Source organism: uncultured Aquimarina sp., from assembly GCF_947496855.1.
GTDB lineage: Bacteria > Bacteroidota > Bacteroidia > Flavobacteriales > Flavobacteriaceae > Aquimarina.
In genome coordinates this window covers 293,229-308,083 of sequence record NZ_CANMED010000001.1, presented here as the reverse complement: position 1 = coordinate 308,083, position 14,855 = coordinate 293,229, and the positions used below count along the sequence as shown (strand labels likewise).

Below are 14,855 nucleotides of genomic sequence, written 5' to 3'. Positions count from 1 at the left end.
AACATAAGATCATGAGTGTTCCTTATTTTGAATTATTTACAGAGAAAAAGAAAAATACTTGAAAACACGGAAAAACCCTTATATCTCTTCTGAAAAACAATTTAACACTTTAAAAAAACCTCATAAACATCTATTTATCAATATAAAAGATCTTATTCCTGCACATTATCCTAATCTTGAATTTAGAATTAATGTTAGATAAATTCTTTACTTAAACACAATTCATTATGAGAACAAAATCAATTTTACTTTTAGTTTTTCGTTGTAATAAGTTGCAGTAGTCACGACGACGCTACATCAGTGATTATTAATAATATCAATGGAAATGCAAACTTATTAAACGATGAAATGACCGAGATCGATAATTCTGGAATGACAGTAATAGTAGAAGGAACCTCTCCCCTAATTACGGCTACTACTGATATAAACGGAAATTACTCTTTAAAAAATGCTCTATACGGAACAACCTATACCCTAATCTATGAAAAAGAAGGTTTCGGTATTCACAAGGTATTTGATGTCGAGCACGAAGATGTTAGGAAATTCACATTAATTCCTAATAAATTAGAACTTGGTCAAATATCCAATAGTATCATTCTAGAAAATACCGCGGTTATTAATGATAATTTTATAGTTCTTACAGTTACTAGACTAGATACAGAAGACTTGGTGGTTAAACGAATGCGAAGCTTTTATCACAACAGTGATGATGTAAGCAATAAACTTTATACAGATTTCTCGGCCGTTATAGGAAATACTGCTAACCCAGCGGCTCTTACCTTTTCTACTTCGTTTTTTACTAGTTTAGGTTTTGAATCTGGTGACACCTTATGATTTAAAGTTTATGGAGAGAACTTTTATACTAATTCTTATGACAATTCAGATATAGGCGCAACGATATTTCCTTATGTAAATCAAATTACTGCAGATGCTGTTTCTGTTGTTATCCATAAACACCAATAATTTATTTTCAATAAAATTTATCAATACAATGTAAACTTGATTGTTTTTTTAATTCATTTATTAATAAACATATATCATGTAACATACGTTTACCACAAAAAGATCTTAAATAAGAATAATAATTTATTGGACTTTACTATATTGGGTACTTTGAATAATAATATGGCATAACTACCAAACAAAGTAATTACAAAACTAAAAGTTATACCTACACACTTTCATCAACATCTTACATAGAAAAAACAATGTTTAATAAATTCATTCTCTCCTCTATAATCACCTTTTTTATATTTAATAATAGTTTTTCGCAACAATTTGCAAAAGAAAAGATATTAGCCGATTTAGACTACCTAAACAAATCAATAAAAGAAGCTCATTATAACATTTATGCTTACACACCCAAGAAGGAATTAGACTCTGCATATAGTGAGATAAAAAAAACAATCCATAAAGATTCTTTAAATTTATTACAAGTAACAAATTTATTCCAAAAACTAACCTCTGCAATAAACAATGGACATACAGAAATAGATTTTCCTATCAATTCTTATAAAGAATATGCATATAACAAAGGAACCGTTTTCCCGCTTGAAATATCTTTTGAAAATGGGAAAAATTTAATTCGGAAGAACTTTTCAAACAATCCAGAAATTAAAGTTGGCGCAGAGATTCTAAGCATCAATGGAATACCTATGAAAGACATTCTTTCTAAAATATATCCACAAATATCTGCGGAAAGGACCTACTTAAAAAACGTAAAAATTGAAGTCTATTCTTTTCCTAGATATTATTGGCAAGTATTTGGTAAACAAGATCATTTCGAGATTGAAACACAGGATAAAGAAAAAATTAAAAAGTACCTAATAGATGCTGTGAACCTAATTGATGGGTATGAAACGAAAAGAACGGAAGTTTTAAATACTAAAATGTCTCTACAATATTTTGAAACTTCAAGTTACTTAAACCCAGGAAATTTTGGAGGCGATGAAAAGGCCTATCAGAAATTTATTGATTCTGCGTTTTCAAAAATAAATAAAAGTGGAAAAAGAAATTTAATAATTGATCTAAGAAATAATGCTGGTGGAGATAATTCTTTTAGTGATTATCTGGTTTCTTATATTGCCAACAAACCATTTCGATGGAATTCCAAACTCACTATAAAAACAAGCAAGTTTCTTAAGGAACATACCAGAAAACATAATGATACTACAGATACTTATTTTAAAAATATTTTGAATCATACTGACAATGAGGTTTATAATTATGACTTCGGAGAGTTTCAACCGCAAGAAAAAAACAAAAGATTTCATGGCAAGGTTTATGTCCTAATTAATAGGCAATCTCACTCACAATCTGCTGTTACAGCAGCTCAAATTCAAGATTATAAATTTGGAACTATTGTAGGAGAAGAAACAGGAGATTATCCGTCTCTTTATGCATCACTATTTCAATATTCATTACCAAATACGGGAATTGTAGTAAAAGTGCCTAAAGGATATATTGTTCGTGTTAATGGTAGCAAAAAACAAGAAGGTGTAATACCTGATATATTTATAAGAGATCATTTACTTGATGAAACTGATGAAATTTTAGATCAATTATTAGAAAAAATAAACTAAATAGTGAATGATAAAAAAGGTGATCTACTCAAAGATCACCTTTTTAAAAATATAACTGATTTATAATTTTATCTTTATTTCAGATCAAATCTATCTAGATTCATAACCTTAGACCAAGCTGCCACAAAATCTTGTACAAACTTTTCTTTTGCATCTTCAGAAGCATACACCTCGGCAATAGCTCTTAGCTCTGTATTAGAACCAAAAATAAGATCAGCTCTAGTACCAGTAAATTTAACCTCTCCCGTTCTACGGTCACTACCCTCAAACAAAGCATCATCTGTTGATGTAGGCTTCCAAGTATAAGTGAAATCTAAAACATTTGTAAAGAAATCATTGGTTAATGTACCAACATTATCGGTAAACACTCCATTATTAGAACCATCATAATTTGTACCTAACACTCTTAAACCTCCAACGAGAACAGTCATTTCTGGAATAGATAGCGTTAATAATTGTGCACGATCAATTAACAATTCTTCCGCAGCTAATTTTAAATCACCTCTTAAGTAATTTCTAAATCCGTCTGCCAAAGGCTCTAAATGTCTAAACGAATCAACATCTGTTTGTTCTTGTGTTGCATCTCCTCTGCCACTTGTAAAAGGAACTGATATATTGAATCCTGAATTTTTAATTGCTTGTTCTAAACCAACGTTACCCCCAAGCACAATAAGATCTGCAATAGAAACATTACCAGAAAAATCCTTTTGAATACCTTGATAAATATTTAAAACCTTCGATAAAGCCTTTGGATTGTTTACTTCCCAGCTCCTTTGCGGTTCTAAACGGAGACGTCCTCCATTTGCACCACCACGTTTATCAGAACCTCTATATGTAGAAGCAGATGCCCAAGCTGTGGTTATTAACTCCGAAACTGTTAGTCCAGAAACAGAAATCATGTTTTTTAAAGAGATAGTATCTGAATCCTTAAGGGATGTTCCTGTAGGAATAGGATCTTGCCAAATTAATTCTTCTTTTGGAACTTCAGGACCTAAATAGCGAGACACAGGTCCCATATCTCTATGGGTTAACTTATACCAAGCTCTAATAAAAGCATCTTCAAGTTCTTCTGGATTATTTCTAAAGCGTTGAGAAATTTTTAAATAATCAGGGTCAATTTTTAAAGCCATATCAGCATCAGTCATCATCAATGCTTGTCTTTTTGAAGCATCACCAGCAGTCGGTGCATTTGGCGCCCCTGAATCCGCTTTTGGAGTCCATTGACTTGCTCCTGCTGGGCTTTTTATTAACTCCCAATCGTAATCCAATAACACTTTGAAGTAATCATCATCCCATCTATCTGGATTAGGCGTCCAAGCACCTTCTAAACCACTAGTAATAGCATCATCTAGCACTCCTGTTCCGTAAGTATTTTTCCAACCCAGACTCATTTCTTCAATGGAAGCCCCATGTGGTTCGGCACCCACATAGGTATCCGGATCAGCAGCACCATGAGCCTTACCAAAGGTATGACCACCAGCAGTAAGCGCAACAGTTTCCTCATCATTCATAGCCATTCGTCCAAACGTTTCTTTCATAAGTTTGGCTGTTTCTAAAGGATTTGATGAACCATTAGGACCTTCTGGATTCACATATATCAATCCCATATGAGCTGCACCAAGATACCCTTCAAGGTCGCCTTCCGCAAAACGTTCTTTATTAGCTAACCACTCTGTCTCGTCTCCCCAATACACATCTTGTTCTGGCTCCCATACATCTTCTCTACCCCCAGCAAACCCAAATGTTTTTAACCCCATAGATTCTATTGCACAATTACCTGCGAGAATCATTAAGTCTGCCCAAGAAATTTTCTTACCGTATTTTTGCTTAATAGGCCACAACAACAAACGTGCTTTATCTAAGTTACCATTATCTGGCCAGCTATTTAGAGGTGCAAAACGCTGATTACCCGTAGCAGCTCCACCTCTACCATCGCCCACTCGATACGTACCGGCACTATGCCACGCCATACGAATCATAAATCCTCCATAATGGCCATAATCTGCTGGCCACCAATCTTGAGAATCTGTCATTAAAGCTATAACATCCGCTTTAAGCTCACCATAATTAAGACTATTAAATGCTGCTGCATAGTCAAAATTATCTCCCATCGGATTAGACTTTGCTCCATTTTGGCGAAGAATATTTAATTTTAATTCGTTAGGCCACCAATCACGATTTACGGTACCCTGACCTGCAGCTCCTTTTGCAGCTCCGCCCATGAAAGGACACTTGCTGATATCTTTCTCTTCATTAATATTGTAACTTCCTGTGTTATCCATAATTTTATTGAGTTTTAAAGTACGTCTTCTCAAATTTAATGAATTGCCATTTTACTTTGTATAGATTAATCATATATTTAAATGAATCAACAATCAATAATATCTATACTTCGTAAATAATCATTATAAAATTATTCCAGTAAATATTTGCGTAACCGAATGATTACATTTATATTCGTAACCAATCAGTTACATTTAATAATGAGAAGAGACGTATTTCAAGCTATTGCAGATCCTGTAAGAAGAGATATTATTTCCCTTTTAGCAGAACAAACACTCTCCATTAATACTATCGCAGAAAAATTTGACATCAGTCGTCCTGCAATCTCAAAGCATTTAAAAATTCTAGAGGAATGCGGTATCATTTCCATAAATAAACAAGGTAGAGAACGATATTGTTTAATTCAACCAAAAAACTTAGTCCCCGCCTTTTTATGGATAGATCAATACAAAAATTTATGGGAGGAAAAATTGGATTCCTTCGAAAATTATTTAAACCAATTACAATCTAAAACAAAAGACAATGAATAATTTAAACAATCGCACATTATGCTTAAAAAGAACATTTAACGCACCTATTAAATTAGTATGGCAGGCTTGGTCACAGCCAGAACATATTGCACAATGGTGGGGGCCAAAAGGCATGGAAACTAAAATCATAGAACATAATTTTAACAAAGGTGGAACATGGAAATACGCTATGCTAATGCCAGATGGTAATGAATTTATTGCAGATGGTATTTATACAGAAATTATAGAGTTTCAAAAAATAATTTCATCAGCTAATTTCAAACCGATGACTGAAGGTGTAGAAATACAAGCACTGTTTGAAGAAGATGGAGACAAAACTAATTTTACTTTTAATGTTGTTCACGCTACTGAGGAATATTGCCTACAACAAGAAAGGATGGGCTTTATGAACGGTTGGGGATCTGTTTTTGATAGACTAGGAGCTTTTGTAAATGTTTCAGGTTAGAATAACGTTAGACCATAACTGCCTAGGAATTATTACTATTCAGGATTTAATATTGAAAAAATAAGATATACTAGTGCGCTATTTCTTCGCTATCTTAAAAAAATAATACCTTTAACAAAAAACTGCTAAAGAAAACAGGTTGTAATTATTGGTATTAAGTTTATGAAAAAAGAAAAAGATGCTAAAAACTCTCTCGATCGAAATAAAGAGTATGATACTATTATAGTTGGCTCAGGTGCAGGAGGGCTTTCTGCAGCAATATGTTTGGCTCGTTCGGGTCAAAAGGTATTGGTATTAGAACAGCATGATGTTCCTGGAGGATGGTGTCATAGTTTTTATCTAAATGGGTACCGTTTTACACCTGGAGTTCATTATGTTGGCTTGCTAAACAAAGGAGAATCCACAAGCAAACTTTATGAAGGACTTGGTATTGCTAATGACATTTCTTTTTTCAGAATGAATCCTAAAGCCTATGAACACTGCTGGATTGGTAATGAACGTATAGATATGCCTGCTGGATATGAAAACATAAAAGAAGTATTGGCTAAACGATTTCCTGAAGAAGAAAAAGGGGTTGCAAATTATCTGAAGCTCGTTAGTGATGTATGCTATGAGCTGCAATTAATACCTAAAGTAAAAGGGTTTTGGGCCCATCTCACAATACCTTTTCGTACTAAGAACATGGGGAAATACAGTGTTTTTAGTTTAAGAAAAGTAATAAAAAAGCATATCAAGAGCCCACTACTTAAGGCTGTTTTAAATATACAGATTGGAGATCATGGTTTACCCCCTTCTAAAACTAGTTTTCCCTTACACGCGGCTGTTATGGGACATTACTCCAGTGGTGGTTACTATCCTGTTGGTGGTGGTGGTGCGTTAGTTAAAGCCATGACCAATACTATTAAAAAACATAAAGGAGAAATAAGGACTAGTCAAAAAGTAAAACAAATTTTACTTGAAGGAGATAAGAAAAAGAAAGCTATTGGAGTACAATTAGAAAATGGTGATAAAATTTTTGCCAAAAGAATTATCTCTAATGCAGACCCTGATAAAACATTTCTTGATTTAGTGGGAAGAAATAATATCAGTAAAAAACTAAGTAAGCGTCTTGATAAAACAAAATACTCTTGTACTTCGCTAATGCTTTTCTTAACTGTAGATATGGACGTTCGAAAAGCGGGTTTAGATTCCGGTAATATTTGGATGATGAATAACGAGGATCTTGACAGGGTATTTGAGGAAACTCAAAAAATAGATCTTTTAGAAGACGATACATTTCCTGGAATGTTTATAAGCTGCACAACACTTAAAGACCCAATAAGTTTTGATGGTAGATATCATACAATAGAGGCAATTACATATATCAATCATAAATCATTTAGTGCTTTTAAAAATGAAGATGACACGCGTTCTGAATCTTATCTAGCTTTTAAGGATCGACTAATCCAAAAAATGATTAGAACTTTAGAAACAGTAATTCCAGGAATTGGCGACAAAATTGTACAAAAGGAACTAGGCACTCCAATAACCAACGAATACTATATTAACTCTACTAATGGTTGTGTATATGGAACAGAAAAAAGTTTCTGGCAAATTGGACCTTTTGCTTACAAATCAAAAAGTGAAATTGAAAACTTATATTTATGTGGTGCCAGTGTATTATCTCATGGAGTAGCTGGAGCAGGTTATTCTGGAGTAGAGACTGCGGCAAAAATTCTTAATTGCAGACAGGATGATCTTATATTACCGGATAACAATCAGAATATTAGGATTTATGAAGCAGAAGACGCTAGTGAATACCCTGATTGGATGAAAAAAAAGATTCAAGTAAAAAAAGATCGCTTAGCAGCTGGTATTGGTGGATTTCCAGATATAAAATAGTAGAAACAAATAAATTTTCTTCTTATCTTTATAACAATACTTCGCCAAAAATAAATCTTAATTATATATGTTCACAATAGAAGAATTAAGTAACGTTCAAAAACGGAAACAACTTATCGATTTAGCCCATCAAAAAAATATTGATATAAAAAAAATATTAGCTAAAATCAGATACGAAGAAGAACTTAGATTCTTACAAGCAGAGTTAGTGAGTCTTCAAAATTGGATCGCTAAAAAGAAACTACGAGTAGCTGTAATTTTTGAAGGTCGTGATGCTGCCGGAAAAGGGGGCTCTATAAAACGTTTTACAGAACATCTTAACCCTCGTTCTATGAGAATAGTAGCACTAACAAAACCTACTGAAATAGAAAAAGGACAATGGTATTTTAGAAGATATATTAAAGAATTACCAAATCCTGGTGAAATCGTTTTTTTTGATCGTAGTTGGTACAATCGTGCTGTAGTGGAACCTGTAATGGGTTTTTGTACTAATAAACAGTATAAAAAATTTATGGTACAAGTACCAGAATTTGAACATATGCTTTATGAAGATGGTATCATTGTTATAAAATTCTGGTTTTCTATTTCTAAAGAAGAACAGAAAAAACGTTTTGATGCCAGATTAAAAGACCCTCTTAAAATATGGAAATTTAGTCCTGTGGATATGGAAGGGCAAAACCTATGGAATAAATACAGCCATTATAAAGAACAAATGTTTTCCAAAACTCATACTACGTTTAGTCCTTGGGTTATCGTTAAAACGAATAATAAAAAAACCGCCAGATTAGAAAGTATGAGATATGTACTTTCTCAATTTGATTATATGGGAAGATCAAAAGCAAAAACAACAATTATACCTGATCCAAATGTCATTTTACGATATTATAGATTTATTGAACAAATAGATATTTAAGACATGTCAGAAACTCAAAAAAATAAACAAATAAATCTTTCTGAAGAAAACCTAATACTCTTAAATTCTCGTATTGGTCTGAAATATCTTTTTGCAGACAAAAAGACCGATTTACAAAAGGTAATTCGGATGGCCCATTATGAAACAGAGTTAAAAAAATTACAGGCAGAGCTAATTAAATTACAAGAATGGGCTGTAAAAAAAGAAAAGAAAATTGTAATACTTTTTGAAGGTCGTGATGCTGCTGGAAAAGGAGGAGCGATAAGGAGAATAACTGCTCACATTAATCCAAGACAATTCCGAATTATTGCATTATCTAAACCCTCAAAAGAAGAAGAAGGACAATGGTACTTTCAGCGGTATGTCAATCAACTCCCTCAGCCAGGAGAAATTGTTTTTTTTGACCGTAGTTGGTATAATCGAGCAGTTGTAGAGCCAGTAAATAATTTTTGTACGCAACAGCAATATGAAACCTTTATGGGACAGGTAAATGATTTCGAAAGGATGTTATTAGAATCCGACACCTATCTCATTAAATTCTACTTTTCCATTACCAAAGAAGAACAAGCACGCAGATTTAAGGATATAAAAATGAGTCCTCTAAAAAGATGGAAAATGACCAAAGTAGATGAAAGCGCTCAAAAATTATGGGATCAGTATACTAAGTATAAAGTAAAGATGTTCGAACATACGAATACAAAAAAGTCTCCTTGGATTATCATTGAAGCCGATAAAAAAACAAAAGCAAGAATTGAAGCGATTCAACATGTTTTGGACAAAATCCCATATGAATAACTATTTATAAAAAACGGGTCATATTAACCCGTTTTTTCTCTGTTTATGTCTTTTCTTTTCCTATACTTATCCTTTTAACCAAGCTTTTCTTAATGCTAATTGATCTTTTGACGGAGTTTCAATATCACTTAACACTATTCCTTTTGTAAAAGATTTTGTTAATTTAGTTTTTATAACAACCTCTTCTCCTCCTCTATCTAACTTTACTTCTACATCATCACCTTCTTTCCACTGCAGTGTTCCCTGTAATACAGAATTAGCATTTATTAAAGTTAACTTGGTTCCATTAAGTTCTTTTATTACATCATATGCTTTCACCCCATTATCTGCCCAAAAACTATTTTCAGCTACTAATTCTGTAAAGAAAATAGTTCCTTTATCTTGATCTCCACCAACTATAATTTCACTACCATTTCTAACATAATCAGTTTTTATATCTTTAGCACCAATAGAAAGTCCTACTTTTTCAAAAAACTCATTATAATTAATTGGAGTAGTACCTATCACATGAGTTTTCAGAAACTCTCCTATCGAAGGATATGTCATGGCAGTAATTTCTTCAATAATCTTATCATCTTCAAAAGGTTTGTTTTTACCATATTTTAATGATAATTCCTTCATTAGCGATAAAATACCGCGATTTCCATCACTTTCCTTTCTTATCAATATGTCAATACACATACCGATCAAAGCTCCTTTTTCATAAACATTAGCATAGTTCTTAGCGTAAGGTTCATTCAGAATATTTTCGCTCATTACGGTAAAACTCATTGAATCATCATACCTATTGGCAGATTCAATTTTGCCCATCATTTTAGTATAAAACTCAGCTTCTTCCACTAAGTCCTGATTAATTTGGAAAACACTTGCAAAATATTCTGTAACCCCTTCGTACATCCATAAATGCTTAGAGAAAGTAGGATCATTATAATCAAAATAATGCACATCTTCAGAATGCACACTTAATGGAGTAACTATATGAAAAAATTCATGAGACACTACATCGATCATTGCTGATGTCAATGCATCTTCTGGAATTGCTTCTGGTAGCACAACAACTGTGGATGTATGATGCTCCAGTGCTCCAAAACCAGTAGGTGCTGTTTGTGATTGAGGTGCAAGGTATAAATAGATATCATATCGAGGTGTGCTATCGATATCTCCTAAATACGCTTTTTGCGCCTTCATCATTTTAAAAACGGTTTCTTTAATTCCTGCAGCTGTATAAACTTTATTGGGAGAATAAACACTTAAAACAATTTTGATACCTCCTACTTCGAATTCCTCTACATCTAACTTGCCGTACATCATCGGGTTGTCTGTAATATCAAAATATCTAGCAGCAAAATACTTATCCGTAGTAATGGTTCCATCCTCATTCTTTTCAGATCCAACATTCTGTAATGCAGAAGTTCTTTGCATATCGGTTGGCGCTTTTACTTCCAGCGCGTATTGATTATTTTTCAATACATCAAAATATCCTATAAACCCATGTAGATTCAATACAAAATTATCTGTCTCTATATTTGTTCCAGATGGAGAAAAAGGTGTTTCTACATTAGTGTTTTCTATATCATATGTATCATTTACTTGATATACAATTTTATCCAATTGTTTAGCATTTGTAATTAACCAAGTATTCGTATCTACTTTTTCGGTAATCAACTCTACTCCATTATAATCTAATGCTCTAAAATCATCCACAAATTTTCCGAAATCACTAACTGCATACGTTCCTTGTACTACTTTTGGCAAGTAGTATTTTACTGTATCCTGAACAAAACGCCCTGGGTTTATAACAACAGGAACTTTGTCGTCGGTTATTTTTGTTAAATCTACCTCTGTAGCAATTGGTGATTTAGAAGCTATGTCGTTTGCTTGATTAATAGAACCACATCCAATTAGTAATAGACTAATGGATAGTGTAATAAATATGTTCCTCATGTATTTAATTATTTATTATGCTAGACGCAAAAAATTAGTGAGTGTTACAACTTTGGTCGCGCAAAATATATAATTTGTATAGACTTTAACCTATTTTTGATCATTATTTACTTATTTACATATCACTTTGGATATTTTAATTAACACAAATAACATACGGCTTTCTGATAATCCAGAATCATTTAATCCTTTACTTTCTACAATCATATTTCTACACGATTCTCTTGGATGCATAGAACTTTGGAGAAATTTCCCTAAAAAAATAGGCGTACTAGCTAATTGCAATATACTTTCTTATGATCGTCTAGGTTATGGCAAATCAGATAGCTTTTCTGAATTAAAAAGAGACAAAGAATATCTTCATAAGGAAGCAGAGATATTATCCAAATTAATAGATCAATTAGCATTAAAAAACGTAGTACTATTTGGTCATAGTGATGGTGGAAGTATTGCTTTATTGACTGCCTCTTTATTTCCAAAAAAAATAAAAGGAATTATTACTGAAGGAGCGCACGTTTTTGTAGAAAAAGAAACTTTGCAAGGGATAATAGATGCTAAAGTTGCTTATGAAGAAACTAATTTAAAAGATAAGCTTGCTAAGTATCACGGTAAAAAAACAGAAGATGTATTTAGAATGTGGGCAGAGACTTGGCTCTCACCATCATTTGAAGATTGGAATATAGAAAGTTACCTATCAGGAATACAATGTCCTTCTTTAATTATTCAAGGAGAAAAAGATGAATATGGTACAATAGATCAAGTCGCTAGTATTGTTAAAAAAACCTCGGGAACTTCTGAATCTCTTATCATACCAAATGTAGGTCACACTCCTCATAAGGAAGCAACAGAAGTTGTACTAAAGAAAACTACAGAGTTTACCCTAAATTTATGAATTCGTGGTAGTACTACCCCTTAAAACATTATGAAATCAAATATTTGAACAATTAAATCTCTATTTTTGATTAGTAATCACGTAAACTCTTAATTAACCTTTTATATCATGAAATTCGTCAAATCATTTTTACTACTACTATTTGTAGTATCTATTGTTAATGCCCAAGAGAATCTTTCTTATCAAAAACCCATAAAGGAAATTTTAGACTTAGTAGATGTTACCTTGGCTCCTTCTGTTAGAATAGATCAAAAAGGGGAAAACTTAATTTTTTTATATCGAGATGGTTATAAAACCATTACAGAACTATCAGAAAAAGAAATGCGATTAGCAGGATTAAGAATTAATCCTAAAACAAATATTTCTAGTAGAGCTAATTATTATAAAAATATTAAATTAAAAAAAACTGGAGACAAAGAGGCTAAACAAGTAATTGGTCTACCCAAAAACCCAAGAATTACCTATGTAACTTGGTCTCCTGATCAAACGAAAGCAGCTTTTACTAATACTACAATAAATGGTGTAGAACTATGGATTTTAGATATCAATAGTTCTAATGCTACTAAAATCACAGATGCTTCTTTAAATGCTAATATGGGCTCTCCTTTCAGATGGTTTAAAGATAATTCGTCACTTTTAGTAAAGTTTTTACCAAAAAACAGAGAATCTCTAATTGATACAGAAAACACTGTTCCTAAAGGACCTACCATTTCGATCAGTGAAGGAACAAAAGCACAAAACAGGACCTATCAGGATCTTCTAAAAAATCCAAATGATGAATATAATTTTGAGCTATTAGCTACTTCAGAAATTTCCAAAGTTTCTATAGAAGGATCTAAAAAAGAATGGATATCAGCTGGGATGTATAGTGATTTTTCTTTTTCCCCTAACGGAGAATATGTTATGGTAACAAAAATTAAAAAACCCTTTTCCTATTTAGTTCCCTATTACCGTTTCCCAAAGGAAACTACTATTTACAAAAGTTCAGGAGAAAGTTTTAAAATAGTAAATCAAGTTCCTATTGATGAAGTACGGCCAAAAGGATTTATGGCGACGAGAATTGGTAAAAGATCTATGAATTGGAGAACTGATAAGCCGGCTTCATTTATCTGGGCTCAAGCTTTAGACAAAGGAGATCCTGATATCAAAGTAGCATATAGAGATGAAGTTTTTCAGCAAGATGCTCCTTTTGACAAAGAACCCGTTTTACTATTGAAAACAATAAATCGATATAGCAATATACAGTGGAGTAATACTAATGAAGTAGCATTTGCATACGACTATTGGTGGAATACTCGAAACACTAAAACATATGTTTTTAATCCGAATAAGCCTTCAGAAAAACCACAAATAATTTATGATCGAAATTATCAAGACAGATATAGTGATCCTGGAAGCTTTGTAAGTGCTAGAAACGAATTTGGAAAATCGGTTATAAGCATTGATAAAGGGAACGTATATCTTACAGGTGATGGTTATACTAAAGAAGGACAATTTCCTTTTATAGACAAGCTTAATATAAGCGATAATAAGACAACGAGAGTTTATCAATCTTCCTATACTGATAAAGTAGAGAATATTTATTTTGCTACCGATATTAAAAAAGGAAAATTTTTAGTAGGTATAGAATCCCCTAGCGAATATCCAAACTTTTATATTAGAAATATTAATGCTAAAAACGAATTGAAGCAAATCACCAACTTCAAAAATCCTTTCTCTGCACTACAGGATGTTCATAAAGAAGTCATAAAATACAAAAGAGAAGACGGATTAGAATTATCTGGCACATTATACTTGCCTATTGGTTACGATACATCTAAAAAAGAAAAAATGCCAATGATTTTGTGGGCATATCCAAGAGAATTTAAAGATAAAAACAGTGCCTCTCAATCTACATCTAATCCAAATGAATTTACATACCCGTTTTGGGGATCAATGATTTATTGGGTAACACGAGGATATGTAGTATTGGATGACGCATCTTTTCCTATCGTTGGAGAAGGAGATGAAGAACCGAATGATTCCTTTAGGAAACAATTAATTGCCAATGGCAAAGCAGCAATTGACGCAGTCGATGCGTTGGGATACATTGATAGAAATCGGGTAGCAGTTGGTGGACATTCTTATGGTGCCTTTATGACTGCAAATTTGTTGTCACATTCCAATCTTTTTGCAGCAGGAATTGCCAGAAGTGGAGCATATAATAGAACCTTAACTCCTTTTGGTTTTCAAAGTGAAGAACGAAGCTATTGGGAAGCTCCAGATGTGTACTATACAATGTCTCCTTTTATGCATGCTGATAAAATGAAGACTCCACTCCTACTTATACACGGAGAAGCCGATAATAATTCTGGAACGTATCCTCTGCAAAGTGAGCGTTATTTTAATGCATTAAAAGGTTTGGGTGCAACAGCTAGATTGATCATGTTACCAAAAGAAAGTCACGGATATAGGGCCAAAGAATCAATTTTGCATTTGATTTGGGAACAAGATCAATGGCTAGAAAAATATGTTAAAAACAAGAAGATGCCAAAGCCTGAAGGAACTAATTAGATATGAATAAATCAAAAAAGAAGTCAGAAAAGTTTAA

The 14,855-nt window shown here is 32.8% G+C and carries 11 protein-coding genes; 9 read left to right on the top strand and 2 right to left on the bottom strand.

The features are described from left to right. Positions 1-300: 300 nt before the first annotated feature. A complete protein-coding gene (locus tag Q0921_RS01395) occupies positions 301-834 on the top strand; it encodes a hypothetical protein (protein ID WP_299252170.1) in 534 nt (177 codons plus the stop codon). A 374-nt stretch (positions 835-1,208) separates the two neighbouring features. After that, positions 1,209-2,582 carry a S41 family peptidase gene (locus tag Q0921_RS01390; protein WP_299252169.1) on the top strand — a complete coding sequence of 458 codons (1,374 nt, stop codon included), beginning with the start codon at positions 1,209-1,211 and terminating at the stop codon, positions 2,580-2,582. Positions 2,583-2,656: 74 nt separating this feature from the next. Here Q0921_RS01390 and katG read toward each other — a convergent pair whose 3' ends face one another. Continuing rightward, positions 2,657-4,864, bottom strand: a complete 2,208-nt coding sequence (gene katG, locus Q0921_RS01385; protein WP_299252168.1) for a catalase/peroxidase HPI — start codon at positions 4,862-4,864, stop codon at positions 2,657-2,659. 201 nt (positions 4,865-5,065) lie between these two features. On the opposite strand from katG, the gene Q0921_RS01380 reads away from it, so the two are divergent. The 5 genes from Q0921_RS01380 (at position 5,066) to ppk2 (Q0921_RS01360) (ending at position 9,429) form a co-directional block, all read left to right on the top strand. After that, on the top strand, positions 5,066-5,395 hold the full coding sequence (locus Q0921_RS01380) for a helix-turn-helix transcriptional regulator (protein ID WP_299252167.1): 330 nt from the start codon (positions 5,066-5,068) through the stop codon (positions 5,393-5,395). Continuing rightward, positions 5,388-5,840 (top strand): SRPBCC domain-containing protein, encoded by a 453-nt coding sequence (locus Q0921_RS01375; protein WP_299252166.1) that lies wholly within the window; start codon positions 5,388-5,390, stop codon positions 5,838-5,840. The genes Q0921_RS01380 and Q0921_RS01375 overlap by 8 nt, the downstream gene beginning before the upstream one ends. Positions 5,841-6,002: 162 nt before the next feature. Further along, positions 6,003-7,721: an NAD(P)/FAD-dependent oxidoreductase gene (locus Q0921_RS01370; protein WP_299252165.1), complete on the top strand. Its 1,719-nt coding sequence runs from the start codon at positions 6,003-6,005 to the stop codon at positions 7,719-7,721. Between the two features lie 67 nt (positions 7,722-7,788). Continuing rightward, complete coding sequence (ppk2, locus tag Q0921_RS01365) at positions 7,789-8,634, top strand: polyphosphate kinase 2 (protein WP_299252164.1); 846 nt, start codon at positions 7,789-7,791, stop codon at positions 8,632-8,634. Positions 8,635-8,637: 3 nt separating this feature from the next. After that, a complete protein-coding gene (gene ppk2 / locus Q0921_RS01360; protein ID WP_299252163.1) occupies positions 8,638-9,429 on the top strand; it encodes a polyphosphate kinase 2 in 792 nt (263 codons plus the stop codon). 66 nt (positions 9,430-9,495) lie between these two features. Here the strand turns inward: ppk2 (Q0921_RS01360) and Q0921_RS01355 are convergent, their stop codons facing one another. Then, complete coding sequence (locus Q0921_RS01355) at positions 9,496-11,373, bottom strand: peptidase M61 (RefSeq protein WP_299252162.1); 1,878 nt, start codon at positions 11,371-11,373, stop codon at positions 9,496-9,498. A 127-nt stretch (positions 11,374-11,500) separates the two neighbouring features. On the opposite strand from Q0921_RS01355, the gene Q0921_RS01350 reads away from it, so the two are divergent. Both Q0921_RS01350 and Q0921_RS01345 read left to right on the top strand, forming a co-directional pair. Then, the gene (locus Q0921_RS01350; protein WP_299252161.1) at positions 11,501-12,265 is read left to right on the top strand and encodes an alpha/beta hydrolase; all 765 of its coding nucleotides are present in this window, start codon (positions 11,501-11,503) and stop codon (positions 12,263-12,265) included. Between the two features lie 108 nt (positions 12,266-12,373). Beyond that, complete coding sequence (locus Q0921_RS01345; protein ID WP_299252159.1) at positions 12,374-14,818, top strand: prolyl oligopeptidase family serine peptidase; 2,445 nt, start codon at positions 12,374-12,376, stop codon at positions 14,816-14,818. The last annotated feature ends 37 nt before the right edge of the window (positions 14,819-14,855 follow it).

Coding starts and splice junctions, on each gene's coding strand:
- Q0921_RS01390 (WP_299252169.1), top strand. CDS start 1,209: ATGTTTAATAAATTCATTCTCTCCTCTATAATCACCTTTTTTATATTT.
- katG (WP_299252168.1), bottom strand. CDS start 4,864: ATGGATAACACAGGAAGTTACAATATTAATGAAGAGAAAGATATCAGC.
- Q0921_RS01380 (WP_299252167.1), top strand. CDS start 5,066: ATGAGAAGAGACGTATTTCAAGCTATTGCAGATCCTGTAAGAAGAGAT.
- Q0921_RS01375 (WP_299252166.1), top strand. CDS start 5,388: ATGAATAATTTAAACAATCGCACATTATGCTTAAAAAGAACATTTAAC.
- Q0921_RS01370 (WP_299252165.1), top strand. CDS start 6,003: ATGAAAAAAGAAAAAGATGCTAAAAACTCTCTCGATCGAAATAAAGAG.
- ppk2 (WP_299252164.1), top strand. CDS start 7,789: ATGTTCACAATAGAAGAATTAAGTAACGTTCAAAAACGGAAACAACTT.
- ppk2 (WP_299252163.1), top strand. CDS start 8,638: ATGTCAGAAACTCAAAAAAATAAACAAATAAATCTTTCTGAAGAAAAC.
- Q0921_RS01355 (WP_299252162.1), bottom strand. CDS start 11,373: ATGAGGAACATATTTATTACACTATCCATTAGTCTATTACTAATTGGA.
- Q0921_RS01345 (WP_299252159.1), top strand. CDS start 12,374: ATGAAATTCGTCAAATCATTTTTACTACTACTATTTGTAGTATCTATT.